At 61.6% G+C, this 24,863-nt stretch carries 27 protein-coding genes; 16 read left to right on the top strand and 11 right to left on the bottom strand.

Going from position 1 to position 24,863, the window contains the following annotated elements; translation table 11 throughout:
• Nucleotides 1-46: 46 nt before the first annotated feature.
• The 4 genes from LG385_RS09020 to LG385_RS09005 all read right to left on the bottom strand — a co-directional run bounded on the left by LG385_RS09020 (nt 47) and on the right by LG385_RS09005 (nt 3,165).
• On the bottom strand, nt 47-922 hold the full coding sequence (locus LG385_RS09020) for a DUF3618 domain-containing protein (RefSeq protein ID WP_225773982.1): 876 nt from the start codon (nt 920-922) through the stop codon (nt 47-49).
• Nucleotides 919-1,329, bottom strand: coding sequence for a phage holin family protein (locus LG385_RS09015; RefSeq protein WP_181112197.1), 411 nt, complete (start codon nt 1,327-1,329; stop codon nt 919-921). The genes LG385_RS09020 and LG385_RS09015 overlap by 4 nt, the downstream gene beginning before the upstream one ends.
• Before the next feature lie 44 nt (nt 1,330-1,373).
• Nucleotides 1,374-2,018, bottom strand: a complete 645-nt coding sequence (locus LG385_RS09010) for a hypothetical protein (RefSeq protein WP_225773981.1) — start codon at nt 2,016-2,018, stop codon at nt 1,374-1,376.
• A gap of 130 nt (nt 2,019-2,148) precedes the next feature.
• Nucleotides 2,149-3,165, bottom strand: coding sequence for a LacI family DNA-binding transcriptional regulator (locus tag LG385_RS09005; RefSeq protein WP_225773980.1), 1,017 nt, complete (start codon nt 3,163-3,165; stop codon nt 2,149-2,151).
• A gap of 238 nt (nt 3,166-3,403) precedes the next feature.
• On the opposite strand from LG385_RS09005, the gene LG385_RS09000 reads away from it, so the two are divergent.
• From LG385_RS09000 to LG385_RS08985, 4 genes are all read left to right on the top strand, one after another.
• On the top strand, nt 3,404-3,997 hold the full coding sequence (locus LG385_RS09000) for a gluconokinase (protein WP_181119757.1): 594 nt from the start codon (nt 3,404-3,406) through the stop codon (nt 3,995-3,997).
• Nucleotides 3,998-4,000: 3 nt separating this feature from the next.
• Nucleotides 4,001-5,353 (top strand): GntP family permease, encoded by a 1,353-nt coding sequence (locus tag LG385_RS08995; protein WP_181111950.1) that lies wholly within the window; start codon nt 4,001-4,003, stop codon nt 5,351-5,353.
• A gap of 169 nt (nt 5,354-5,522) precedes the next feature.
• Nucleotides 5,523-5,837: a hypothetical protein gene (locus LG385_RS08990; RefSeq protein ID WP_181111949.1), complete on the top strand. Its 315-nt coding sequence runs from the start codon at nt 5,523-5,525 to the stop codon at nt 5,835-5,837.
• 12 nt (nt 5,838-5,849) lie between these two features.
• Nucleotides 5,850-6,011: a hypothetical protein gene (locus LG385_RS08985; protein WP_225773979.1), complete on the top strand. Its 162-nt coding sequence runs from the start codon at nt 5,850-5,852 to the stop codon at nt 6,009-6,011.
• Between the two features lie 74 nt (nt 6,012-6,085).
• Here LG385_RS08985 and LG385_RS08980 read toward each other — a convergent pair whose 3' ends face one another.
• The 3 genes from LG385_RS08980 to LG385_RS08970 all read right to left on the bottom strand — a co-directional run bounded on the left by LG385_RS08980 (nt 6,086) and on the right by LG385_RS08970 (nt 8,993).
• Complete coding sequence (locus LG385_RS08980) at nt 6,086-7,504, bottom strand: short-chain fatty acid transporter (RefSeq protein ID WP_225773978.1); 1,419 nt, start codon at nt 7,502-7,504, stop codon at nt 6,086-6,088.
• Between the two features lie 107 nt (nt 7,505-7,611).
• Nucleotides 7,612-8,268 carry a CoA transferase subunit B gene (locus LG385_RS08975; protein ID WP_225773977.1) on the bottom strand — a complete coding sequence of 219 codons (657 nt, stop codon included), beginning with the start codon at nt 8,266-8,268 and terminating at the stop codon, nt 7,612-7,614.
• 26 nt (nt 8,269-8,294) lie between these two features.
• Nucleotides 8,295-8,993 carry a CoA transferase subunit A gene (locus tag LG385_RS08970; protein WP_225773976.1) on the bottom strand — a complete coding sequence of 233 codons (699 nt, stop codon included), beginning with the start codon at nt 8,991-8,993 and terminating at the stop codon, nt 8,295-8,297.
• A 116-nt stretch (nt 8,994-9,109) separates the two neighbouring features.
• Here LG385_RS08970 and LG385_RS08965 point away from each other — a divergent pair, with 116 nt between their 5' ends.
• Together LG385_RS08965 and LG385_RS08960 are read left to right on the top strand one after the other, a co-directional pair.
• On the top strand, nt 9,110-10,015 hold the full coding sequence (locus LG385_RS08965; RefSeq protein WP_225773975.1) for a LysR family transcriptional regulator: 906 nt from the start codon (nt 9,110-9,112) through the stop codon (nt 10,013-10,015).
• A gap of 18 nt (nt 10,016-10,033) precedes the next feature.
• The gene (locus LG385_RS08960) at nt 10,034-10,855 is read left to right on the top strand and encodes an aldo/keto reductase (RefSeq protein WP_225773974.1); all 822 of its coding nucleotides are present in this window, start codon (nt 10,034-10,036) and stop codon (nt 10,853-10,855) included.
• A 7-nt stretch (nt 10,856-10,862) separates the two neighbouring features.
• Here the strand turns inward: LG385_RS08960 and LG385_RS08955 are convergent, their stop codons facing one another.
• On the bottom strand, nt 10,863-12,023 hold the full coding sequence (locus LG385_RS08955; RefSeq protein WP_225773973.1) for a PilT/PilU family type 4a pilus ATPase: 1,161 nt from the start codon (nt 12,021-12,023) through the stop codon (nt 10,863-10,865).
• A 106-nt stretch (nt 12,024-12,129) separates the two neighbouring features.
• Here LG385_RS08955 and LG385_RS08950 point away from each other — a divergent pair, with 106 nt between their 5' ends.
• Both LG385_RS08950 and LG385_RS08945 read left to right on the top strand, forming a co-directional pair.
• Nucleotides 12,130-14,259 carry a response regulator gene (locus tag LG385_RS08950; RefSeq protein WP_413247311.1) on the top strand — a complete coding sequence of 710 codons (2,130 nt, stop codon included), beginning with the start codon at nt 12,130-12,132 and terminating at the stop codon, nt 14,257-14,259.
• Nucleotides 14,260-14,325: 66 nt separating this feature from the next.
• Nucleotides 14,326-14,601, top strand: coding sequence for a peptidylprolyl isomerase (locus LG385_RS08945; protein ID WP_225773972.1), 276 nt, complete (start codon nt 14,326-14,328; stop codon nt 14,599-14,601).
• A gap of 52 nt (nt 14,602-14,653) precedes the next feature.
• Here LG385_RS08945 and LG385_RS08940 read toward each other — a convergent pair whose 3' ends face one another.
• Entirely contained in the window at nt 14,654-14,926 is a 273-nt protein-coding gene (locus tag LG385_RS08940) for a DUF1652 domain-containing protein (protein WP_181111939.1), read from the bottom strand.
• A gap of 340 nt (nt 14,927-15,266) precedes the next feature.
• On the opposite strand from LG385_RS08940, the gene LG385_RS08935 reads away from it, so the two are divergent.
• The 6 genes from LG385_RS08935 (at nt 15,267) to LG385_RS08910 (ending at nt 20,209) form a co-directional block, all read left to right on the top strand.
• Entirely contained in the window at nt 15,267-16,151 is an 885-nt protein-coding gene (locus LG385_RS08935) for a Ku protein (RefSeq protein ID WP_181119744.1), read from the top strand.
• 130 nt (nt 16,152-16,281) lie between these two features.
• Nucleotides 16,282-16,548 carry a hypothetical protein gene (locus LG385_RS08930; protein ID WP_225773971.1) on the top strand — a complete coding sequence of 89 codons (267 nt, stop codon included), beginning with the start codon at nt 16,282-16,284 and terminating at the stop codon, nt 16,546-16,548.
• Between the two features lie 183 nt (nt 16,549-16,731).
• A complete protein-coding gene (locus LG385_RS08925; protein WP_225773970.1) occupies nt 16,732-17,118 on the top strand; it encodes a response regulator in 387 nt (128 codons plus the stop codon).
• 237 nt (nt 17,119-17,355) lie between these two features.
• Nucleotides 17,356-18,339 carry a TRAP transporter substrate-binding protein gene (locus tag LG385_RS08920; RefSeq protein ID WP_225773969.1) on the top strand — a complete coding sequence of 328 codons (984 nt, stop codon included), beginning with the start codon at nt 17,356-17,358 and terminating at the stop codon, nt 18,337-18,339.
• Between the two features lie 61 nt (nt 18,340-18,400).
• Nucleotides 18,401-18,928 carry a TRAP transporter small permease gene (locus tag LG385_RS08915; protein ID WP_225773968.1) on the top strand — a complete coding sequence of 176 codons (528 nt, stop codon included), beginning with the start codon at nt 18,401-18,403 and terminating at the stop codon, nt 18,926-18,928.
• On the top strand, nt 18,929-20,209 hold the full coding sequence (locus tag LG385_RS08910) for a TRAP transporter large permease (RefSeq protein WP_225773967.1): 1,281 nt from the start codon (nt 18,929-18,931) through the stop codon (nt 20,207-20,209).
• Nucleotides 20,210-20,322: 113 nt separating this feature from the next.
• Here LG385_RS08910 and LG385_RS08905 read toward each other — a convergent pair whose 3' ends face one another.
• Nucleotides 20,323-20,562 (bottom strand): hypothetical protein, encoded by a 240-nt coding sequence (locus LG385_RS08905; protein ID WP_181111932.1) that lies wholly within the window; start codon nt 20,560-20,562, stop codon nt 20,323-20,325.
• Nucleotides 20,563-20,868: 306 nt separating this feature from the next.
• On the opposite strand from LG385_RS08905, the gene LG385_RS08900 reads away from it, so the two are divergent.
• Complete coding sequence (locus LG385_RS08900; RefSeq protein ID WP_181111931.1) at nt 20,869-22,455, top strand: ABC-F family ATPase; 1,587 nt, start codon at nt 20,869-20,871, stop codon at nt 22,453-22,455.
• A 95-nt stretch (nt 22,456-22,550) separates the two neighbouring features.
• Entirely contained in the window at nt 22,551-23,747 is a 1,197-nt protein-coding gene (locus tag LG385_RS08895) for an MFS transporter (RefSeq protein WP_225773966.1), read from the top strand.
• A 1-nt stretch (nt 23,748) separates the two neighbouring features.
• On the opposite strand, the gene LG385_RS08890 is transcribed toward LG385_RS08895, so the two are convergent.
• Nucleotides 23,749-24,786, bottom strand: coding sequence for an alpha/beta hydrolase family protein (locus tag LG385_RS08890; protein WP_225773965.1), 1,038 nt, complete (start codon nt 24,784-24,786; stop codon nt 23,749-23,751).
• Between the last annotated feature and the right edge of the window lie 77 nt (nt 24,787-24,863).

The following is a 24,863-nucleotide window of genomic DNA, read 5'->3' as shown; positions in this document are numbered from 1 at the left end:
CCGGTGCCAATCGGCAACCGGGCGTTAAAACCGGAATGAAACGTTTTCAGTGATGAGTACCCAGGCCACGCGACAGGTCGGTGTCCCCACCTTTGTATGGCGGGTTCACCGTGCTGCTAGCCGAGTCATGCCCTCGGGCTTCGTCAACGACGGTGCTGGCCTGAGCGGTAACGGTTTCCTTCACCTCACGAGCCTTGGCTTTGGCCTGGTCGGTCAAGCGGTCGCTGGTTTTACCCAACAGGCGATCTTCATGGCGCGTCGAAGGCAGTGCCGCACCCACAGCAGCCCCAAGGGCCAGGCCGATAGCGGCCAGTACCAGCGGCTGTTCCCGAAGCATATGTTCGAACTGCCCTTTCGCCTGTGCGCCGGTCTCCCGAGCCTGAGCGGTCAGGTCGTGGGTACTGCGGCTGAGCCGTTCGCTGCCGTCAGCCAGCCGATCACTCGCACCGTCACGCCAGTTGCCTGCCTTGTCCTTCACAGCCGAGGTTCGCGCGGTCACGCTGTCGGCCACGGACGAGGCACGCGAAGTCACCGTGTCGGCCGCCCCGCGGAGCTGTTCCTTGGCGCTGTCCACTGCCTGGCCTACCTTGCTCGCGGCGGCGCTGGCGCGGTCCATCAGGCTTGGGCCGGTGTGTACCCGCGCTGGAGCGATCGGGCGATTCTGGTTCATTGCCAACCACGCCAGGCTCAGGCTTGCCAGTACCGTAGGGATCGGGTTGTTTTTCACGGTAGTGCCAAGGTTCTGAAAGAACTCGCCACCATTGCCCTTGGTGTACGCCAAAGCCTGATCAAACAACTGGCCGGGGGTCAGCTTGCTCTCAAGGGCGTCGACGATGCTGCTGATATTGGCCCGCTGCTGGTCAATCTCATGCTCAAGCGTTTCCGGGCTTTTGTGCGACTGCGCGGTAATCGAAGAAGTCATGGCATTTTACTCCGCAAGGTTTGTTGGTCCTTGTCCAAGGCATTAAGCGTGCGGTCGGGCTTGAAGTGAGAAGGCTCGAACTGCTTCTTACCGGCCTGGATCATCACAAAGCCGATCACTACCACGATACCGCCCACGATCAGCGCTGCGGCCCAGGGCTCAAGCACAGTACTAAGCCCGTACACCGCCGCCATCAGCAGTACGATAAAGCCGGCGAGCAGTACAATTGCCCCGCCAGCCACGGCGGCAATGCCCGCCTTCAGGGTGCCGAGGCTGTTTTCCATCTCGGCCTTGGCCAGTGCCAGTTCCTTGGTGAAGAGCGCGGGTACTTCATGGGTCAGCTGGCGCAGCAAGCCGATTACACTGGCGTCCCCTTCCGGGGTGTGTACGGTACCGTCACGGCGCATTTGCGTGGGCTGGGCCGCTTGGTTCGTCGTGCGAGTGTCTACGTTCATACCAGGCCTCCTTTATTGAGCGGGTCCACGGGCTTGTCCAAGGTCGGATAAGTCGCCGCTTCACCGAGCGGATCCGCCGCAGGCAATGGGCTAGCTGCACTGGTACGGGCCGCTGGAACGGCGCTCTGTTCGGGCTGAGACGTCTCGTACGGGTCCGAAGCGCCATAGGCTTCGGTTGGGCTCGGTGCCAGCGCGCCCAGCCCATTGTCGCTATCCGATGCGCTAGAGGCTGGCGTCGAGGCGCGCAGGAAACGTGACAGCGCAAAGCCAACGACCACGGTACCCGCGAGGAACAGCACCGGGTTCTCCCGCGCTACCCGAGCGCCTTCCTGCAACAGCTCCTCGGCACTCTTGTTGCGCATGCGCTCGGCAAATTCGCCCAGGCTGGTAGCGACATCCGCCAGGCCCTGTGACAGCCCCAGCGTGTCATGCCCCTCCATCGCGGAGGCGGCAGACTGTGCGCCTTCCACCAACCCTTCGATCTGATCGGCGGCCAGGTCACGGTACTGTTCGTACTTCTGGGTACCCTGCTCTTTCAGGTCGCCTACCGCAGAACTGGCTTCCTCGCTCAGGTTATGCAGATGATCTTGTGCACGGTCCGCGCCCTTCGGCGTCGGTGACTGGTTTGGTATGGTCATCATGTCGCTCCTCAAAGGAAGTGGACTGTTGATGCGCGCTGCCTGTAGCGAGCTCACATCGCCCTACACTATTGAGGACGCAATGATCTGGAGCAGAGTTCACTGAAATCACCGGCGTTCCGGTGACCGGTCATCAGCTTTCCCTGACAATCAACTCAAAACCGAGGTCCTGAGGGCCTGTTTGCAGCGGCCGGCCGTCCAGCCTTGCCAGCAGCAGCAAGGCAGCCTGGCGGCCGATCTCAGCGCGGGGCGTGCGAATGGAAGTCAGCCGGGGCACCATGTGCGCGGAGGTCGGCAGGTCGTTGAAGCCCACCATTGCCACCTGATCGGGAATTTTCACACCCAGGCGCTGGGCCTCATAGATGGCGCCCTGGGCCAGGTCGTCGTTACAAAAGAACGCTCCGTCCACCTCCGGATGTTGCTCAAGCAACTGACGGAACAGCGCGCCCCCCAGTTCGATCGATGAGGGCAGCGGCGACATCAACTCCAATGCCGGATCGTGCAGCCCTGCAGCAGCCAATGCGCTACGGAAGCCATCGGCCCTGCGCATGACCCGCGGGTCCAGCTGCGCCGCTACATACGCCAACCGGGTTCGCCCGCGGTCAAGCAGGTGCCGCGCCGCCACGGCGCCGGCCTGCTCCTGGGAAAACCCCACGCAGGCCAAGCGGTCATCGCCGCTGAGCTCCATCATGTGCACGCAAGGCACGTTGGCGGTCGCGAGCATTCGCTGGCTCGCCTCGGTGCGCTGTACACCGGTGAGCAGCATCCCTGCAGGCTGGTAGGCCAGGTAATTGCGAATGAGGTTTTCTTCCTCGCTCTCGTCGTAATGGTAGTTGCCAATAAGCACTTCCATTCCGCGGGGCCGTAGCACCTCGTGGATGGCTTCCAAGGTGTCGATAAACAAGTGATTGGACAGCGAAGGGATCAGCACCACCACCGAATGGCTTCGCGCTGAGGCCAGCGCGCGCGCGGCCGGGTTGGCGATGTACCCCAGGCTGGTCGCCGCATGCCGTACACGCTCGGCGAGCTCTGGCGCCACGGTGCTCACCCCGCGCAGGGCCCTTGATGCAGTGATGGGAGAGACGCCGGACAAGCGAGCGACTTCAGTAAGCGTGGGACGACCGGTAGTACGGGTGCCGGGGCGGGCCATGGTGCGGGTTCCAGGTAGCAACGACGTCAGGAGGCGCAGTGTAGGAATTTACGCTTGCGAATTGTAGGAATTTGGCTAAGGTAGCGCTGTCTCAGGCGGGGAGCAATGCACAATCGTGCCCCTGCCGCGGTCGAAGCTGTCATACCGCTTTGACAATACCAACAACAAAACTGGGTGTGGCGTCAGCGGAACGGTTGTCGACCTCTTCCGAGACAGCGCTACCCCGCTGGAGGTAAAGATGGTTTCTCCCCTCAGCGCGCTGGTGGTGATGGGCGTGTCCGGCTGCGGCAAGAGTAGCGTGGGCGCGGCTATCGTCGAGCGCAGCGGCGGCCGGCTGATCGAAGGCGACGCGTTTCATCCCGCCGCCAACATTGAAAAAATGAGCGCTGGCATTCCCCTGGATGACGCCGACCGCGCCGGTTGGCTCGAACGGCTCGGCGAAGAGCTGGCGGCCTGGGTCGCCAAGGGCGAACGCCCCGTGCTGACCTGTTCAGCGCTCAAGCGCCGTTATCGCGAGACGCTGCGCGCGGCGGTTCCGGAACTGGGCTTCGTGTTCCTTGAACTGACCCGCGAGGAAGCGGCTTACCGGGTGTCTCACCGGCCGGGCCACTTCATGCCGCCCAGCTTGGTGGACAGCCAGTTCGCCACACTTGAATCGCCCACCGGCGAAGCCTTCACCCTGACCGTCAACGCTGCAGAGCCGATCGCCGAGCTTGCAGAGCACGTCGATGGCTGGCTGCGGGAAAACGGTGCCGACGATCACAGCCAGGCCGGCTGCGATACCGCTGGCGCCCCCTTCTGTGCCCTTAATAATCACAATACGAGGCCCTGAACCATGTTTGGTTTGCCCCTTGATACCTTTTTGATGATCGACGCCCTGGTTACCATCGTCGGCCTGATTTTGCTGATCACCAAACTGAAGGTTCACCCCTTCGTGGCGCTTACCCTGGCCGCCGGCTTCCTTGGCCTTACCTCCGGCATGCCGGTTGCGAAGGTGATGAAGTCGTTCCAGGACGGCTTTGGTGGCGTGCTTGGCTTCGTCGGTATCGTGCTCGCGCTCGGCACCATGCTGGGCAAGCTGATGGCGGATTCGGGCGGCGCCGACCAGATCGCGCAAACCCTGATCCGTTGGTTCGGCGTGCGCTACGTGCACTGGGCCATGATGTTCTCGGCGTTTCTGGTCGGGATTCCGCTGTTCTTCGAGATCGGCTTTGTGCTGCTGATCCCACTGGTGTTCATCGTCGCCCGCCGTTCAGGCGTGTCGTTGGTGAAGGTGGGGATTCCGCTGCTCGCCGGCCTGTCGGTGGTGCATGGCCTAGTGCCGCCGCACCCGGGCCCGCTGCTGGCCATTGGCGTGTTCGGTGCTGACATCGGCAAGACCATTTTCTACGGGCTGCTGGTAGGTTTGCCCACCGCCATGATCGCCGGCCCGCTGTTTGGCTCCTTCATCTCCCGCTACGTGCCGGGCAACCCCTCCCAGGAGTTGATGGACCAGATCGCCAAGGAATCCACTGCGCGGGACCTGCCCAGCTTCACCGTGACCCTGGTCACTGTGCTGCTGCCTGTATTTTTGATGCTGCTCAAGACCTTCGCCGACGTGGTACTGCCTGCAGACCATGTGGTGCGGGTTTGGATGGACCTGATCGGCCACCCGATCACCGCCCTCCTCGCCGCGCTGCTGCTGGCCTTCTACACCTTCGGCTTTGCCCGTGGCTTCTCTCGCCAGCAAGTGATGAAACTGCTCGACCAGAGCCTGGCGCCCACCGCGGCGATCATCCTCATCGTGGGCGCCGGCGGCGGTTTCAAGCAGATGCTGGTGGATACCGGCGTGGGTAACGTGATCGGCCAGATGGCGGTGCACGCGCAGATCAACCCGCTGCTGCTGGCCTGGTTGGTGGCGGCGGTGATCCGCGTGGCTACCGGTTCGGCGACCGTTGCGACCATCACCGGCGCGGGCATCGTCGCACCCGTAGTGACCCTGATCCCGGACGTGAACCGCGAATTGCTGGTGCTGGCCACCGGCGCCGGTTCGGTGATCCTGTCGCACGTGAACGATGCTGGCTTCTGGCTGGTGAAGCAGTACTTCAACATGACTGTGGAAGAAACCTTCAAGACCTGGAGCATGATGGAAACCATCCTCTCGGTGGTGGGCATCATCCTGATCATGCTGCTGTCGATGGTGGTCTGACCCCCATTCGCGAGCTACGCCTCCAGCTTTCACAGGCGAAAGGGCGTAGCTTGCGAACTGATTTTTTGCCCTCCTCCGCGCGCCCAGCCACTGACCATTCGTCGCTTCGCTGGCACCTTGCGCTCCGTTGATCGCCTTAAGTCATGTGTCTTTCATACTGGAGACGAACATGATCAGCAAACGCCTTACTACCCTTTTCCTGGCCGCCGCTCTGGGCGCTGGCAGTACTTTCGCCCTGGCCGATTCCAGCACTGGCACCACCGACCCCACCACACCGGGGACCTTGCCTGCCAATAAAGGGGGCGCAACCGGAACCGGAACCGGCGCCCTGCCGAACCGCAACACCGATGGCTCCACCGCGACCTCGCCCAAGCCAGGCAGCAATGCTGATGTAACGACGCCTCAGGGCAGTGATACCAAGCCCACCAATGGCAAGACGGGAATGGGCGGCACTGGCTCTGAAGGCACTGGCACCGATAAGTAAGCGGAGGCAATGATGACCACCCGCGAACCGGACGACCGCGCTTCAGGCCAGCCTGAAAGCGATGACCCCTCAACCCCGGAAGGGAACACCTTCAGCCCGGACTTTGAGCCCGAGCAGGATGAGGAGAAGCTGTACAAGCCCAAGGATGCCGACATCGACACCGATGGCGGCTAGATGCACCCCTGCTGATTGTGTGACATAGGCCCTGGCCTGCCCCACTGCCCTCGCATCGCGAGGGCAGTGTCATTTCAGGGCATCACAGGTGGCACATAGGCCAACGTCCCGCCGAGCAGCCACAACAGCAGCAACACCAGCGGCGCATGCACCAGCAGTTGCACGAAGGAGAAGCCGATCAGCTCCCGCGCCTTGAGCCCCAGTACGCCCAGCAAGGGCAGCATATAGAAAGGGTTGATAAGGTTAGGCAGCGCCTCGGCGGCGTTGTAGATCTGTACGGCCCAGCCCAGGTGATACTGCAGGTCATTGGCAACCTGCATCACGTAAGGTGCTTCAATGATCCACTTCCCGCCCCCGGACGGAATAAAGAAGCCCAGCACCGCCGAGTACACGCCCATCAGCAACGCATAAGTGTCATGCGTTGCGATCTGCACAAAGAACGTCGAGATGTGGTGGGCCACGGTCTGCGCATCACTGCCTTTTACCGTTGTCATGATCGCGGCAATAGAGCCATACAACGGGAACTGAATCAGCACCCCCGTGGTGGTCGGTACTGCCCGGGCCACGGCATCAAGGAAGCTGCGCGGCCGCCAATGCAACAGCGCGCCCAACATGATGAACAGGAAGTTGTAGGTGTTCAGCCCGGAAATAGCCGTGATCGCCGGCTTGCTGGCGAACTCCTTCGCCAACCATCCCCCGGCCAGCACCACCAGGATCAAGGTCAGCACGGGGCTGTATTCGAGCCATTCACCCGGGCGCTCCCGCTTCGGTAGCTGGGGCAGGCTGAAGACCGGCTCGACACCGCATGCACGCGCATCCTTCGCCGTGGCCGGGCCAGGCGCCGTAGCGTAGGCCACGACCAGAGACACGACGACCAATGCCAGCAACAGTAATCCGGACTGCCACATGAAAATCGTCTGGGTGAACGGAATAACACCGGTAATTGCCAGGATCGACGGTGGCAGGCTGGCCGGGTTGGCCTGAAGCTGGGCCGCCGACGATGACAGCCCCAACGCCCACACCGCGCCCAACCCCAGATAGGCAGCGGCCCCGGCGGCACGGTAATCCATGCGCAGGTCCTCACGGCGCGCCAGCGCACGCACCAGCAAGCCGCCGAATACCAGCGACAGCCCCCAGTTCAGCAGCGAGGCCACCATCGAGATCAGCGCCACCCAGGCCACGGCTGAACGGCCATTGCGGGGCAGGCGCGCCAAGCGCTCGATCAGCCGCGCCGCCGGCGGCGAGCTGGCAACCACGTAGCCACCGATCACCACAAAGGCCATCTGCATGGTAAAGGGGATCAGGCTCCAGAAGCCGTCACCGAACGCGGCGGCGGTCGCCGTGGGCGTACCTCCGATGGCCAGCGCGGCGAGGGCCACCACGACCACCGCCAACGCGGCAAACACATAAGAGTCGGGAAACCAGCGCTCGGCGAAGTGCGAGCACCGAAGGGCGAAGCGGGCGAAACGGCTGTCTTCCAGCGAAGCAGACATGGGCAGAACCTTTATTGTCGTTATAGGTAAAACCGTGAACGCGCCGCTACCCGAGGGCGGCGTGGAGCCCTTGAGTAGCGACGCGCTCACGACAACAGGGTAGCGCTTCAGAACACCATTTCAGGGACTTCAGCGGGAACAACCAGTTTGCCAGCGGTTTTGGCGACGATTTCTTCCACGCTCACGCCCGGTGCGCGCTCGCGCAGAACGAACGCGCCGTCCTCGATCTCCAGCCACGCCAGGTCGGTAAGCACCTTGCGGATACAACCCGCGCCAGTCAGTGGAAGGCTGCAGCGCGGCAGCAGTTTGGATTCGCCGTCCTTTGACGCATGGGTCATGGTCACAATGATGTTGTCCGCCCCGGCCACCAGATCCATGGCCCCGCCCATACCCTTCACCAGCTTGCCGGGGATCATCCAGGAGGCGATATTGCCCTCGACATCCACCTCGAAGGCACCCAGCACGGTAAGGTCTACATGGCCGCCGCGAATCATCGCGAAGGAGGTGGCAGAATCGAAAATCGATGCACCCGTGCGCGCGGTCACGGTTTGTTTACCGGCATTGATCATGTCGGCGTCCACGGTTTGTTCGGTGGGAAACGCTCCCATCCCCAGCAAGCCGTTTTCTGACTGCAACATTACATCCATGCCCTCGGGCACGTAGTTGGCGACCAGCGTGGGAATGCCAATCCCCAGGTTTACATAAAAACCGTCCTGCAGTTCGCGAGCGACGCGTTGCGCCATTTGTTCACGGGTAAGTGCCATTTTACAGAGCCTCGTATAGGGTGCGATCACGCCTTCAGGGTGCGTTTTTCGATACGTTTTTCGAATTGGCCCTGTATCACTCGGTCCACGAAGATGCCCGGGGTATGAATCTGGCTGGGCTCCAGCATGCCGGGCGCCACGATTTCTTCTACTTCCACCACCGTGATGCGGCCAGCCGTGGCCGCAAGGGGGTTAAAGTTCTGAGCAGTGTGGCGGTAAACCACGTTGCCGAAATGGTCCGCTTTCCAGCCCTTCACAATGGCGAAATCACCCGTGATGGCTTGCTCGAGAATGTAATGCCGCCCATTGAATTCGCGTACTTCCTTGCCTTCGGCTACCGGCGTGCCGTAGCCGGTTGCGGTATAGAACGCAGGGATGCCCGCGCCGCCGGCGCGCATTTTTTCAGCCAGGGTGCCTTGGGGGGTAAGCTCCACTTCCAGCTCGCCATCGAGCAACTGGCGCTCGAACAGCGCGTTCTCGCCCACGTAAGAGGCAATCATCTTGCGGATCTGGCGGTCCTCGAGCAGCACGCCTAGCCCAAAGCCATCGACGCCGCAGTTGTTGGACACCACCGTGAGGCCGCGCACGCCCATACGCTTGATCTGGGCGATGAGATTCTCCGGAATGCCGCACAGGCCGAAGCCGCCGGATAGCACGGTCATGTTGTCGGTAAGCCCTGCGAGGGCCTCTTCGTAGCTGTATACCCGTTTGTCGAGTCCGGCCATGGAGGTCTGCCTTTTACTGTTGTTATTGATTGCCGAGGGGCTGGCGCTGACTTATCTTCCGCCCCGCTGGCTGATTTGATAAGTTTGATTTACTGATCCATTGATATGGAAATTTAATGAATCCCCGGCAGCTTCGTGCATTTGTGACCATTTCCCAAACTCTCAGCTTCGCTCAGGCCGGCGAGCGGCTGCACCTGTCCCAGCCGGCCCTTAGCCTGACCATCAAAGCGCTGGAAGAAAACCTTGGCGGGCCGTTGCTCGTTCGCAGCACACGCAGCGTACGGCTTACGCCGGAGGGCGAAACCTTGCTGCCGCTGGCACGACGGCTACTTGCCGACTGGGACAACACCGAGGAGTTGATGCGCCAGCACTTCACACTGCAGCGAGGAAAAGTCTCCATCGCGGCCATGCCCTCCTTTGCCGGAAATCTCCTGCCCAAGGCCCTGCGTCGCTTCAAAGACCTGCACCCTAACGTCAATGTAGCCGTCCATGACGTGGTCAACGAGCAAGTGGTGGAAATGGTGCGCCAGCGCCGCGTGGAGTTGGGTATCGGATTCGAGCCTGAGTCGTTGCGCTCCCTGGTATTTCAGCCGCTGTTTACAGACCGCTTCGTCGCCGTGGTGCCGCGGGACTCCCCCTTGGCCCAACTGAGCAGCGTGACGTGGGCTGAACTGCTGGAAGCGGATTTCATTACCCTTCAACGGCCGTCCGCGGTGCGCTTGTTGCTCGAGGCCGACCTGCGCGAGCGCCACGGTGGCCTGGCCGTAGCGTTCGAGAGCCATCAGCTGAGCACCGTAGGCCGGATGGTAGCCTGCGGCCTGGGCGTAAGTGCAGTGCCGGCATTGTGCAGCCAGCAGATGGAAGAGTCGGGCGCCCATTGCATGCCATTGGAGGAACCTCGGATTGAAAGGCGAATCGGAATGATGCGGCTTGCTGACCACCAGCTGTCCAGCGCTGCCCAGGTATTGGGGGATGTGCTGCTGGCCACGCTGGCCGTACCGGCAGATCCCGCCCTCTCATGACCCCGCAAGGAGATCACTATGCGAGCTGTAACACTGGCCGGCCAGGCCCTTCCTCCGATCGGCCAGGGCACCTGGCGCATGGGCGAGGACCCAAGCCGCCGGCAGGATGAAATTGCAGCCTTGCGCCTGGGCCTGGAGTTGGGCCTGAAGGTGATCGATACCGCGGAAATGTACGGCGAAGGCGAGGCCGAGCGGGTGGTAGGCGAAGCCCTTCGCGGCAATACCGAACCGCTGTACCTGGTGAGCAAGGTGTACCCGCATAACGCCAGCCGTAATGGCGTGATCGCCGCCTGTGAACGCAGCCTGCAACGCCTGGGTGTGGAACGCCTGGACCTTTACCTGCTGCACTGGCCGGGGGAGTACCCGCTCGAGGAAACCATCGAAGGCTTCGAGCAACTTCGCGAGGCCGGCAAGATCGGCGCGTGGGGATTGTCCAACTTCGACCTGCCGGACCTCCAAGGCACGCCGCTGGACAATTGTGCAACCCATCAGGTGCTGTACAACCCGGAAGCCCGTGGAATCGAATACGACCTGTTGCCTTGGGCGGCCGAGAACGATACGCCGATCATGGCGTACTGCCCGCTCTCCCAGGGCGGGCGCTTTCTGGAACACCCGGCCCTACAGCAGATCGCCGTGCGGCACAAGGTAACGCCGCCTGAAGTGTGCCTGGCCTGGGTCATCCGCAGCGGCAATGTAATGGCTATCCCGAAAGCGGTGGACCCCGTGCATGTGCGCCTCAACGCCCGGGCCGCCGGGCTGCAGCTGACCCCGCAGGACCTCGCGGAGCTAGACGCTGCGTTTCCACCGCCCACGCGCAAACAGCGCCTGCGAATGGTGTGACCCGCTGTCAGCCGTGGCCATCCTCGTCATTTACCAGGCCCCAATCCGGTTTGCCCGGCCGCGCTGCACCCGCCGGGGCTGTCGGCGCAGTACTGCGTTCGGCCGGATTGTCGCGCTGCAGTTTGAGGCGCAGGCGCAAATTGTTGGCCGAGTCGGCGTTCTTCAGGGCTTCTTCTTCGCTGATGGCCCCTTCGACAACCAGGTCGAACAGCGCCATGTCAAAGGTACGCATGCCCAGGTTCACTGACTTTTCCATGATCCCTTTCAATTCGCCGAATTCGCTGCGGTGGATCAGGTCCCGAATGGTCGGCGTGCCGAGCATGACCTCCACGGCGGCGCGCCGCTTTCCATCCACGGTTTTCACCAGCCGCTGCGACACGAAGGCCTGCAGGTTATTACCCAGATCCTGGAGCAATTGCGGCCGCCGCTCTTCCGGAAAGAAGTTGATGATCCGGTCCAGTGCCTGGTTGGCGTTGTTGGCGTGAAGAGTGGAGATTGCCAAATGGCCCGTGTCGGCGAAGGCGAGCGCATGCTCCATGGTTTCGCGGTCACGGATTTCCCCGATGAGGATCACATCGGGTGCCTGGCGCAGGGTATTTTTCAACGCCGCGCGGAAACTTCGTGTGTCTACACCTACCTCGCGTTGGTTCACGATGCACTTCTTGTGGCGGTGGATATACTCCACGGGATCTTCGATAGTAATGATGTGGCCACTGCTGCTACGGTTGCGGTGGTCGATCAGGGCCGCGAGGGACGTGGATTTACCCGAGCCCGTCGCGCCGATGAACAGTACCAGGCCATGCTTGCGCAGGATCACATCCAGCAGTACGGGGGGCAGCTTGAGGTCGTCAAACAATGGGATGTCGAGTTTGATGTTACGGGCTACGAGGGAGACCTCGTTGCGCTGTTTGAAAATGTTCACCCTGAACCGGCCCACGCCGGGCAGCGACAGGGCCAGGTTCATTTCCAGCTCTCGCTCGAAGTCCACCCGTTGCTCGGCATCCATGATGCTCGCAGCGATCTGCGCCACCTCCCCTGGCTTCAGCGCCTCGGCGGCCACGGGCCGCAGCACACCATTGAACTTGGCGCAGGGCGGCGCGCCGGTAGAAAGGTACAGGTCGGAACCGTCCTGGGTGGCAAGCAGTTTGAGCAGGGCCGGGAGATCCATGAATGCAGTCCGCCAATAATACGTTGAAATCAATAAGCGCCAAGGCGCATAGCTTGGCTGGGAAAGGCCTTGTGGTGCAAATCGAATGGCAAGCGAAGGTAAGCCGATGACAGTTACCAAACCGGCGACTACGCTGGCACCCCACAGCGCAGCGCGCCTGGAACAACTGTCGCAATGCCCACCAGCGCTGCGCATGGCGGTAGACATCGCGCTGAATGCGCCAGTGCCCACCGCTGTGCTGTGGGGTGCACACCACCAACTGATTGCCAACCCTGCCCTGGTTGAGGCGCTGGAGTTGCCCATACCGCGCCCCGGTCAAGCCCTGCGTGATCTGCTACCGGAGCCCGACTACCCCCTCGCCGTGGCGCTGCAGGCAGCCAGCGAGGGCGATCGCTCCGTGGTACCCGGTTTAAGGCCCGCATCCGGCACATCTGTGTCGGCCCGCTTCAGCGCCCACTTTGCACCGGTGCGCGATGATAAAGGCATGGTCATCGGAATCTGGCTCACGGTGCTCGCCGACCCTTCCACGGGTGTCAACGACGGCGTGCTCGAGGCTCGCCTTGCCGAACAACGGCGGGCCCATCAAGCCTCTGAAGAGCGGCTGAGGCTTGCCCTGGATGCGACCCACGCGGTAGGTACCTGGGACTGGTATATCCGTGAGGATCGGTTTATCGCCGATGCCCACTTCGCGTACATGCACAATGTCGATCCTGTTCAGGCCGGCCAACGCCCGATAGGCGATTATCTTGCGGCAGTCCATCCCGAAGACCGTGTGTTCGTGGCACGTCGGATCAAGGCCTGCATGCACGGCAGCGGTGAATTCGCAGAGGAGTACCGCCTGCTTCAGGCAGATGGCGGCTGGCGCTGGGTGTTCGCCCGAGGGCGGTGCTTCCGTGACGATCACGGGCGCCCGGCCCGCTTCATTGGGGCGTCCATCGACATTACCGAACGCAAACTGGCCGAACAGGCGCTGCGTGAGCTCAACGAAACGCTTGAGCAGCGCGTGGCTGAACGTACTCGCGCCCTGATCGATGCCAACCGTCGGCTTCTGGCCGAAGCGCAAGAGCGTGAACGCGCCGAGGAGTTGCTGCGCCATGCACAGAAGATGGAGGCCGTGGGACAACTGACTGGCGGCATCGCCCACGACTTCAACAACATGCTCACCGGCATCATGGGGAGCCTGGATTTGATGAACCGCTACATTGCCAAAGGCCGCAGCGCTGAAATCGGCCGGTTCGCCGACGCTGCGTTGTCCTCGGCGCAGCGCGCGGCCGCCCTCACCCACCGCTTGCTCGCCTTTTCCCGTCGGCAGTCGCTGGATCGTCAACGCATCGACCTCAATACCTTGGTGCTTTCGCTGGAAGACCTGCTGGCACGCACTACCGGCGAACAGATCGAGCTACGCCTGGAGCTCGCGCCCGACGTCTGGCCGGTGCATACCGACCCTAATCAGCTGGAAAGCGCGCTGCTCAACCTGGTGATCAATGCCCGCGACGCCATGCCCGACGGTGGGCGCCTGCTGATCACCAGCGGCAACCAGCTGATTGACGACCCCCGTGAAAACCCGCCCATGGAGCCGGTGCGGCCCGGCCATTATGTAACCCTGTGCGTGAAAGACACCGGCAGCGGGATGTCCGCCTCCACCCGGACCAAGGCGTTCGACCCGTTCTTCACCACAAAACCCACAGGACAGGGTACCGGCCTGGGCTTGTCGATGATTTATGGCTTCGCCCAACAAAGCGGCGGGCACGTAAGCCTGGTGAGCGAGCTAGGCCAGGGGAGTGAAGTGTGTCTGTATTTGCCGCGTTATCTGGAACCACATGCCGCCCAGGCAACGCTTGAAGCCGAGTGCATTCCGCCGCTGGCACAGGAGGGAGAAAGCGTGCTGGTGGTCGAGGACGACCCCGCTGTGCGCATGCTCATCCTTAACGTACTGGATGAGCTGGGCTACCGGGGCCACCCGGCGGCCGATGCGGAAGTCGCCGTGCCGTTGCTCGACTCCGAGCTGCGGATCGACCTGTTGGTGACCGACGTAGGCCTGCCCGGTATGAACGGCCGGCAACTTGCCGAAATCGCCCGCGACCGTCGGCCGGGGCTCAAGGTGCTGTTCATGACCGGTTATATCGACAAGGCGGCGGATCGCGACACGTACCTGGAAGAAGGCATGGACATCGTGAGCAAACCGTTCACGCTGGAAATGCTGGCCAGCAAGGTGCGCCAGATGATCGGCGACTAGCGGGGTGGGCGCGCTGGCGTTCAGGCAGTACCATGCGCGCCCGTTTCCGTTATTTCAGCACTATCCATGAAAGCTCAGGCCCGTCACATACTCGTTCGCACCGCCCAAGAGGCAGAAACCCTGCGCCAGCGCCTGGCCAAGGGCGAGCCATTCGATGTACTGGCGCGCAAGCATTCCACCTGCCCCTCCGGAAAACGCGGCGGTGACCTCGGTGAGGTCCGTCCCGGGCAAATGGTGGGCGCAATCGACCAGATCATCTTCCGCAAGGCGCTCAAAGTGATCCACGGCCCCGTCAAAAGCCGCTTCGGTTATCACCTGGTCCAGGTGTTCTACCGGGATTAAAAAAACCCGCACGGCCTGGGGCGGTGCGGGCTTCTTGACCAATCTTGCGGGATCAGAGGCTGGCGCTGGCTCGGCGGCGCTGTTCCACCTGATTCATCCCCTGGCGCGTCGACAGATCACGTCGAAGGCCGGCGATCAGGTTGGAGATCGCGCGGCTGCTGTTGAGCTCGCGGGTATTGATACCGGTGACCATGAAATCCGGGCGGTCGGAGCCCTTTTCGAAAACCTTGACGGTGAGCGACTGATCCGGCCCCTGGGTGCATTGGCACCGCTGGGGAAGAAAGCTGCTTTCAATGATATTGCGTAGTTCAAGTGTAGACAGCATCGCGCCTCTCCCTCGTCACATTTAGCGCCCCGAACGTTCGCCTGCAGGCTTCGGGTTGAAGCCACATCGTCAGGTGACCGGTTCATCATGATCCGGCGTTTCTGGGCTTCTACATGAAAAGCACCTTCCATGCCGCCCGTGGCACCGTCCGTCCGGGCTTGTTTATCAATCACTTACGTTGAAGTCTTCAGAAACATCTGAAAAGCTACCATGCGCAATGCCCGAAAAGGTGGCGCAGCTGCCTGCAAACTGCACGACCCTGCCCGGATGCGTGCACTGAACTAAGCTGTGTAAGCCTCGGTCCTTTAAGGATCTCCCCGCTTGATTGCAGGTTTGCCCCATGCCCCGTGCTATTTGGAAAGGCGCCGTCAGTTTCGGCCTGGTTCATATCCCCGTTGCGCTGGTTTCGGCTACCGCCTCCAAAGGGGTGGATTTCGACTGGCTCGATAAGCGCAGCATGGACCCCGTGGGCTATAAGCGCATCAACAAGGTCAGCGGTGAGGAAATGGACCGCGAGAACATCGTCAAGGGCGTGCAGTACGAGAAAGGTCGCTATGTTGTACTCAGCGAAGAGGAAATTCGCGCAGCGCACCCGGTATCCACCCAGACCATAGAGATTTTCTCGTTTGTGGACAGTTCGCAGATCCCACTGCCGAATATCGACACGCCTTACTACCTCGCCCCCGATAAACGCGGCGAAAAAGTGTATGCGCTGCTGCGGGAAACCCTTCGGCAAACCAACAAGGTGGCCTTGGCGCTGGTTGTCTTACACACACGCCAGTACCTGTCCGCGTTGATGCCACTGGACGATGCTCTGGTATTGGTAAAACTTCGTTGGCCGGCGGAAGTACGTAGCCTGGATACCTTGGAACTGAGTGCCGAGGCCAAAAAGGCAGAGCTCAAGAAAGGCGAGCTGGAGATGGCCAAGCGGCTGGTGGAAGACATGAGCGGAGATTGGAGCCCGGAAGAGTATACCGATCAGTTCGAAGCCAAGATCATGGAACTGGTGGACCGCAAGGCCCATGAAGGCAAGATCGAGGAAGTGGAAACCGCCGAAGACACTGGCAAGCAAGGAGCCGACGTCATCGACCTTACCGAGCTGCTCAAGCGTAGCCTGGGGGGCAAAACGGCGCCCAAGGCGGCCGGGAAAGCCACCGAGGAAAAACCTGCCACGGCCAAGACGTCCAAGTCACGTACCCCTCGCAAGTCCCGTAAAGCATCGTAGGGCTGAACCCGCCGCTGCGCTTCCGATTGTCGCCGGAACTTGCCAGCTTCTTCAGCCTTGCGGATGATGCCATGGAGGCCTTGGCAAATGATCGAGGCCGGCCAGAATCGCAATGGAGGCGTAGCAGCAAATGAGCCTTGGCAAGACCGAACAGGACCTCAAGCGTGAACTTGAAAACATCGCCTCGGACTTGAAATGGTCTGCAGTCGAATTAAAGGGTATCGCCCAGCGGCTCGAGCATAGCCACAACCAGCCGGATGCTCAGGCGCTGCTGCGAATGATCACGGTGTTCGAGCGTGGCGAGGCACGGCTCAAGCGGTATGCCGATGACGTCCAGGCGGGGCACTTCAAGGCGGTTGCAGTACAGCCCGCGCAGGGTGCTGATCTCTCGTCCTGAGCGGGTGCAGGATTCGCTGAATCGTCACACGCTTGTTACACGGATTTGCGTAAGCGCGCGGAACCCTTGGAAATTTTGCGGTCATAGGCTTGCGCGCCGCGTTGGCCGAGCGCAAATGCCAAGGCTGTCAGCCAGGGGATGCTTATAGCCATGAGGGAGTTCGATGCTGTGACGGGAGTGCCAGTGGCTACAGAGCCAACCCGCCTGAAGGTGCTGATTGCAGAAGACGACGAGCTTCTACGATGGATCGCAGAAGAAGTCGTAGAGCAACTTGGGCTGGGTGTGGTCAGCTTCGAAAGCGCCGACGAGGCTATTACTTATATGCGCGCCAATCCCGATGAGGTGTCCATGGTGGTAACGGACTACATCATGCCCGGCGAGCTCGACGGGTGGGAATTCGCCAAGCAGGTGTGCAGGAAATGGCCGGAAGTACCGGTGATTCTCACTACTGGCTCGGCTGGTGAAAGCGAAGGCAACATACGCTTTTTGCAAAAGCCTTGGCAGATCGGCGAACTCACTGACCTTATCCGTTCAGCAGTAGCAGCCATCCAGCGACGTCAGCAGCGCTGATACCTGTCTCATTGCCCCTCGCTCTCCTCCCCAACCTTTGCTAAATATTTCGTGGCGGACATGTCCGCCCGCGAGCCCCCACCTTTCTCGCCCTTTCCTGTCCTCGACCGACTTAAGTCGCGTTGACAAATGTTTTGACGCATGTCGATAATCCTCAAGAAGTACGACAACGGATAACTACTCCCGTAAGGTCGCTGCGGCCCCCTGCTGACAAAAACAATAACGATCGGAGACACCATGGACTTCAAACGCAAGCTGCTCACTGCGGCGCTCCCTCTTGTTTTCTGCATGTCCACCGCGGCTATGGCAGATGTCAAGATCAAGTTCGCCGAAGTGCATCCAGCCGGGTACCCCCCGGTTGTCGCAGAACAAGAGATGGGCAAGAAGCTCGAAGAGCAGAGCAAGGGCGAGATCAGCTTCAAGATGTTCGCAGGTGGCGTATTGGGCTCCGAGAAGGAGGTGGTGGAACAGGTACAAGCCAACGCCATCCAGATGACTCGGGTAAGCCTGGGCATCGTCGGCCCGGTGGTCCCTGATGTGAACGTGTTCAACCTGCCCTTCGTGTTCCGTGACCATGCGCATATGCGCAAGGTAATCGACGGCGACATCGGCCAGGAAATCCTCGACAAGATCACCAACTCCGAATTCAACCTTGTGGCACTGGCATGGATGGACGGAGGCACCCGGAACCTCTATACCAAGAAACCCGTTCGGGACATTGCCGACCTCAAGGGCATGAAGATTCGGGTTCAAGGCAACCCGGTGTTCATCGACACCATCAATGCCATGGGCGGCAATGGTATTGCCATGGCCACCGGTGAGATCTTCAGTGCGCTGCAGACCGGCGTGATCGACGGCGCGGAAAACAACCCGCCTACGATGCTTGAGCATAACCACTACCAGAACGCCAAGTTCTACACCCTCACCCAGCATTTGATCCTGCCCGAGCCTGTGGTGATCTCCAAGGTCACCTGGAGCAAGCTCAGCCCTGAACAGCAGGCGCTGGTCAAGAAGCTGGCCAAAGAGGCTCAGGCCGAAGAGCGCGTACTGTGGGACAAGAAGTCGGCGGATAGCGAGGCCAAGCTCAAGGCTGCCGGCGTTGAGTTCATCACGCTGACCCCCGAGCAGAAAAAAGCCTTCTACGACTCCACCGCCAGCGTACGCGCGAAGTACGGCGCACCCTACGCGGACCTCATTTCTCGCATCGAAGCCGTTCAGTAAGGCTACGGCCATTTAATGCCAAGCGAGCGGGCCCCACGCCCGCTGGCCTAGGGGTGAGCGTATGAAAAACACGGTTTTAAAAATCAACGACGGCATCTATCGCCTCTGCATCGGTATTGCCGGGCTGTCGATGCTGACGATGGCCCTGATCATTCCCTGGGGCGTCTTCGCCCGCTATGTACTGGGGACGGGCTCGAGCTGGCCAGAGCCTACCGCGATTCTGCTGATGGTAGTGTTCACCTTCTTCGGCGCCGCTGCCAGCTATCGCGCGGGTGCGCATATGGCAGTGAACATGGCCACTGAACGCATGCCCCCTGCCCTGCGCCGTAACGCCTCCGTGCTGGTCCAATTGCTGATGGCACTGGTGTGCGTGTTCATGGCCGTGAAGGGCATGAAGCTGTGCCTCAATACCTGGAACCAGTTTCTCGGCGAAATGCCTGGGTTGCGGGTGGGGATTTCCTACCTGCCGATCCCCATCGGCGGCGTACTCACCCTGGTTTTCGTGCTGGAACGGCTATTTCTCGGTGACCAAAGCCACCGCAGGGCCGTGCGTTTCGACCTGATCGAAGAAAGCGAAGAGGCTGCCTGAATGGACGCGTTTATTTTGCTGGGCAGTTTCATCGCACTGATCATCATTGGTATGCCGGTTGCCTACGCGCTGGGCCTGGCGGCCCTGGTAGGCGCCTGGTGGATCGAGATCCCGTTCGACGCCCTGATGATCCAGGTCGCGGGCGGCGTGAACAAATTTTCCTTGCTGGCGATTCCCTTCTTTGTGCTGGCGGGCGCGATCATGGCCGAGGGCGGTATGTCCCGCCGGCTGGTGGCGTTCGCCGGGGTGCTGGTGGGCTTCGTGCGCGGTGGCTTGTCGCTGGTAAACATCGTGGCATCGACCTTCTTCGGTGCGATCTCAGGCTCCTCCGTAGCGGACACCGCCTCGGTGGGCTCGGTGCTTATCCCGGAAATGGAACGCAACGGCTACCCACGGGACTTTTCTACCGCAGTGACCGTCAGCGGCTCGGTACAAGCGCTGCTCACCCCGCCCAGCCATAACTCGGTACTCTATTCGCTCGCTGCCGGCGGCACGGTGTCCATCGCCGCCTTGTTCATGGCGGGGATCGGGCCGGGCTTGTTGCTCAGCGCGGTGATGATGGTGCTGTGCATGATCTTCGCCCGCAAACGCAACTACCCCAAGGGAGAGGTCATCCCGCTGCGCCAGGCCTTGAAGATTGCCGGTGAGGCCCTGTGGGGCATGATGGCGATGGTGATTATCCTGGGCGGGATTCTCACCGGCGTGTTCACCGCTACCGAGTCTGCGGCGATCGCGGTACTGTGGGCGTTCTTCGTCACGATGTTCATCTACCGGGACTACAAGTGGCGCGACCTGCCCAAGATGATGCATCGCGCTGTGCGCACGGTCTCGATTGTGATGATTCTGATCGGCTTCGCCGCCAGCTTCGGGTACATCCTCACGCTGATGGAAATTCCGACCAAGATCACCACCGCGTTCCTGACGCTGTCCGATAACCGCTACGTGATCCTGATGTGCATCAACGCAATGCTGCTGTTGCTGGGCACGGTGATGGACATGGCACCGCTGATCCTTATCCTTACCCCGATCCTGCTGCCAGTGATCGTGGGCATTGGCGTGGACCCGGTGCACTTCGGCATGATCATGCTGGTGAACCTGGGTATCGGTTTGATTACCCCGCCTGTTGGCGCGGTGCTGTTCGTGGGCGCGGCGGTCGGCAAGGTTACGATCGAAGCCACGGTAAAGGCGTTGCTGCCCTTCTATGTGGCGCTGTTCCTGGTACTGATGGCCGTGACCTACATTCCAGCAATCTCGCTGTGGCTGCCGAGCGTGGTGCTGTAAACCGGCTGGCGCACGCCCCGCTCAAACCTGCCTGCTGGCCCGGCGCGTACGCCGGGCCAGCGCGGCAAAGCTTATACCTCCCTTGCACGATAAAACTCGAGTAAACCGCTGGGTCAGTGATCCCGCAGGTGGACCAGAAACACGTCGAAATCCGCCTCCAGCCGCACCTGCACGCTCTCCACGCTGAACCCCGACACCCTGCTGCCCTGCTGAATCGAGATGCCTTTGCCAGGCTCTGGAATGTAGGCGTCGCTATAGCGGTCATACACCCGCTCCAGCAAGGTCGCCTGCCGGTACTCGGGGTTTGTCTCGATGCGGTATTCGTTATGGAAATAGATTATTTTTGTTCTCATGGCTGATGCTCCGCGGCATAGTCAGGTGAGGTTAGTACGCCAGACCCGACCCAACCAGTAACGGCCTGCCACCACAAGCCGCAAACACGCGCCGCACAGGTATAACTGCCGGCATACCTATGCCACAATATGCGCAATGTCTGGTCTCAACCCCCGCATTCACCGCTCGACAGCTTGAGCATTCGCGCTGCCGCCTCTTTCCTCGCCCACGCTGGACCAGAGTGTCCACGACTGGCAGGGCCTGGCAAGCCAAGGATTCGACCCAAGCACAGCATCTACTTCGCACGTTACTGATAGGTAAGGCTCTTGATCTCCACCGCCAACATCACGATGCAGTTCGGCCCCAAGCCGCTGTTCGAGAACGTCTCGGTCAAATTCAACAACGGCAACCGCTACGGCCTGATCGGGGCGAACGGTTGTGGCAAGTCCACTTTCATGAAAATCCTTGGCGGCGACCTGGAGCCCAGTGGCGGCCAGGTGATGCTGGAGCCCAACGTGCGGCTCGGCAAGCTGCGCCAGGACCAGTTCGCCTACGAGGCCTGCAGCGTGATCGATACCGTGATCATGGGCCACGAGCAGCTGTACAAGGTCAAGGCCGAGCGCGACCGCATCTACTCGTTGCCGGAAATGACCGAAGACGACGGCATGGCAGTCGCCGAGCTGGAAACCGAATTCGCGGAAATGGACGGCTACACGGCCGAATCCCGCGCCGGTGAACTGCTGCTGGGCCTGGGCATTCCTCTGGAGCAGCATTTCGGCCCCATGAGCGAAGTTGCCCCCGGCTGGAAGCTGCGGGTATTGCTGGCCCAGTCGCTGTTCTCGGACCCGGACGTGCTGTTGCTCGACGAACCGACCAACCACCTGGACATCAACACCATCCGCTGGCTGGAGACCATCCTCACGGCGCGTAACAGCACCATGGTGATCATTTCCCACGACCGTCACTTCCTCAACAGCGTCTGCACCCATATGGCAGACCTGGATTACGGCGAATTGCGCCTGTTCCCGGGCAACTATGACGAGTACATGACCGCCGCCACCCAGTCGCGCGAGCAACTGCTGGCCGACAACGCCAAGAAGAAAGCCCAGATCGCCGAGCTGCAGACCTTCGTCAGCCGCTTCTCGGCCAACGCCTCCAAGGCCAAGCAAGCTACCTCGCGCGCCAAGCAGATCGACAAGATCCAGCTGGCCGAGGTCAAGCCTTCCAGCCGTGTAAGCCCGTTCATCCGCTTCGAGCAGAACAAGAAGCTGCACCGCCAGGCGGTAACCCTGGACAACCTGAGCAAGGGCTTTGACGGCAAGCAGCTGTTCGATCGCCTGAGCCTGCAGGTCGAAGCCGGCGAGCGCGTGGCGATCATCGGCCCCAACGGCGCCGGCAAGACCACCCTGCTGCGTATGCTGATGGGTGAGCTGCAGGCAGACAAGGGCAGCGTGAAGTGGACCGACAGCGCCGAACTGGGCTACTACGCCCAGGACCACGCTTCGGACTTCGAGCAGGATGCCACCCTGTTCGAGTGGATGGGCCAGTGGACGCAAGGCGGCGAGCAGCTGGTGCGCGGCACGCTCGGTCGTATGCTGTTCTCCAGCGACGAGATCAACAAGTCGGTGAAGGTGATCTCCGGGGGTGAACAGGGCCGCATGCTGTTCGGCAAGCTGATCCTGCAAAAGCCCAACGTGCTGGTGATGGACGAACCCACCAACCACCTGGACATGGAATCCATCGAAGCGCTGAACCTGGCACTGGAGAACTACCCAGGCACCTTGCTGTTCGTGAGCCATGACCGCGAGTTCGTGTCTTCGCTGGCCACTCGCATCATCGAGCTTACGCCTGAAGGCGTGGTGGACTTCAGCGGCACCTACGACGAGTACCTGCGCAGCCAAGGCGTGGTGTAACCGGCCCGTACCGGGCGAGAAAATCATTAGCCAGCTTTTAATTTTCTCGCCCGATGGCGATCATAGGTGTAGCCCCACTGCCCGCGAGCGCACCGATGACCACCCCTTCGAGCACCCTCCCCCCGCGCTCCGGCGCCGTTACGCTGCAAATCCTGTCCATCGTTTTCTATACCTTCATCGCATTCTTCTGCATCGGCCTGCCGATTGCGGTGCTGCCGGGCTACGTCCACGACGTACTGGGCCTGAGCGCCGTGATGGCGGGTGTGGTAATCGCCGCCCAGTATTTCGCCACCTTGCTGATCCGCCCGCTCGCCGGCCGCCTTGCGGATAGCCTGGGCACCAAACGCACCATCACCTATGGCCTGTACGCCATTGCCGGCAGCGGCGCGCTCACGCTGCTGGCAACATTGCTGCATGAATGGAACACCCTGAGCCTGAGCGTGTTGCTGGTGGCGCGCCTGCTGCTGGGGGTGGGCCAGGGTATGGTGGGCGTTGGCACCAGCGCGTGGGGCATCGGCCAGGTGGGGCCCGAGCATACGGCCAAGGTGATCTCCTGGAACGGCATCGCCTCCTACGGGGCGATCGCGGTGGGGGCGCCATTGGGCGTGGTGATGACCAGCGACCTGGGCTTCCATTCCCTGGGCATTGCCTTGTTCGCCCTGGCGGCGTTCGCGTTGTTCATGCTGCGCAAGCGGCCCTCGGTACCGGTGATACGCGGCGGCGAGCGCCTGCCATTCTGGTCCGCGTTCGGCCGCGTCGCGCCATACGGGCTAGGCCTGTGCCTGGCTTCGATCGGCTACGGCACCCTCACCACGTTCATCACCCTGTATTACCTGGAACAAGGCTGGGCAGGTGCGGCGTTCTGCCTCACGGCCTTCGGAGCCTGTTTCATCCTCGCCCGGCTGCTGTTCATCAACGCGATCAACCACTATGGCGGGTTCGCCGTGGCATTCGCTTGCCTCAGCGTCGAGACGGTCGGGTTTGTATTCCTGTGGCTGGCGCCGTCGCCCGTGTTCGCGTTGATCGGGGCCAGCCTGGCAGGGTTCGGCTTGTCGCTGGTGTACCCGGCACTGGGCGTGCTGGCCATCGCGCAGGTACCCCCTGGCAGCCGCGGCTCGGGGCTAGGGGCGTTCGCAGTGTTCTTCGACATTGCCCTGGCCATTGCCGGGCCGCTGATGGGCGCGCTGGCGGCCAATGCCGGTTACGCAGCTATCTTCCTCTGCGCGTCGGGCTTGTCTGTCGTAGGGCTGGCGCTGATCGGCTGGCTGTCGCGGGAAGGCAGCGGCCGCTGAGTCATTGATCGGCGGTCTGCCATCCAGCGCGGGTCGGCCGGCCCAGCGCCTGGGAGAAGAAACGCCCGGCTTCGTCGATCATCGTACGGTGGATGCCCGCGCGGTCCACGCCTTGAGCGTCCTTGCACAGTGCTGGCAGTTCCCGTTCCTGCTCCTGCGTGCAGGGCGCCATGAATACGAAGTGCCCAGCGCCGGCCAACGGATGGTAGCGTGCCTTCACTGGAAGCTTGCGGGCCAAGGCCTCGGCGTTCTTGTCGACCGCGACCAACTGGTCGTTGTCGCCGGCGTAGATCAGCGTGGGTACCTGTACCGTTGCCAGTGCATGGCGACCAAACATCAGGCTCAAGGGCGCCATCAGCAATAGCGCATGCACGCGCGGATCTGCCTGGGCCGTGAGGTCCTTACGGTCGGCAACCAGCTCGCCGTGGCCCTTGCAGGCGTCGGTGTCGTGAGGCCGCTCGATGCAGTAGGCCTTCAAGCGGGAGAGGTCAGGCCGCGCCCCTGAGAGAATAAGCGCCGTCTCGCCCCCGGCTGAGTAGCCGATGACGCCCACCTGCTCAGCATTGAGAAACGGCGATAGCATGGGCTCGTCGAGCGCCGAAGTAATCGCGGCAGAAATTTGCAACGGCCGACCATACAGGTTGCTGAGTGTGCCCAACCGGCTCTGGTCGAGGTAGTTGTCACCCGGATGGAGCACCGCCACCACCACGAATCCCTTGCCCGCAATGGAGGTGATCAGGTCATGCAGCGCCAGGGGCGTTCCGGTATTGCCATGGGACAGCATCAGCAGCGGGAAACGCCCCATCGCGATGGGCGCATCTTCATCGGCGTCCAACTGATAGCCATCTACCCGGGCGGTATGCCCCGTCATGCTGGAGGGATAGAACGCATAGGCATGCATTGGCTTGCCGTCCAGCGGGTCCGGGAATGTCAAGCGATGCACGCCCACGCCCCAGTGTGCCCGCGGGGCGGCCTGAAGCTGCACCGAAAACAGGCCCAGAAGCACCAAAAGGCCCAACGCTGTACACAGACGCTTCATCCTTACGCCCTCGAACCGTCTCAAGGGCGCGTTGCAGGCGGCGCCCCTAGCCTTCTTGCCCCATGCGGTTGTGCGGG

Source organism: Pseudomonas sp. Marseille-Q5115 (assembly GCF_916618905.1).
GTDB lineage: Bacteria > Pseudomonadota > Gammaproteobacteria > Pseudomonadales > Pseudomonadaceae > Aquipseudomonas > Aquipseudomonas japonica_A.
Note: the sequence above shows the minus strand (reverse complement) of the source record. Positions and strands in the feature narration are given on the sequence as shown.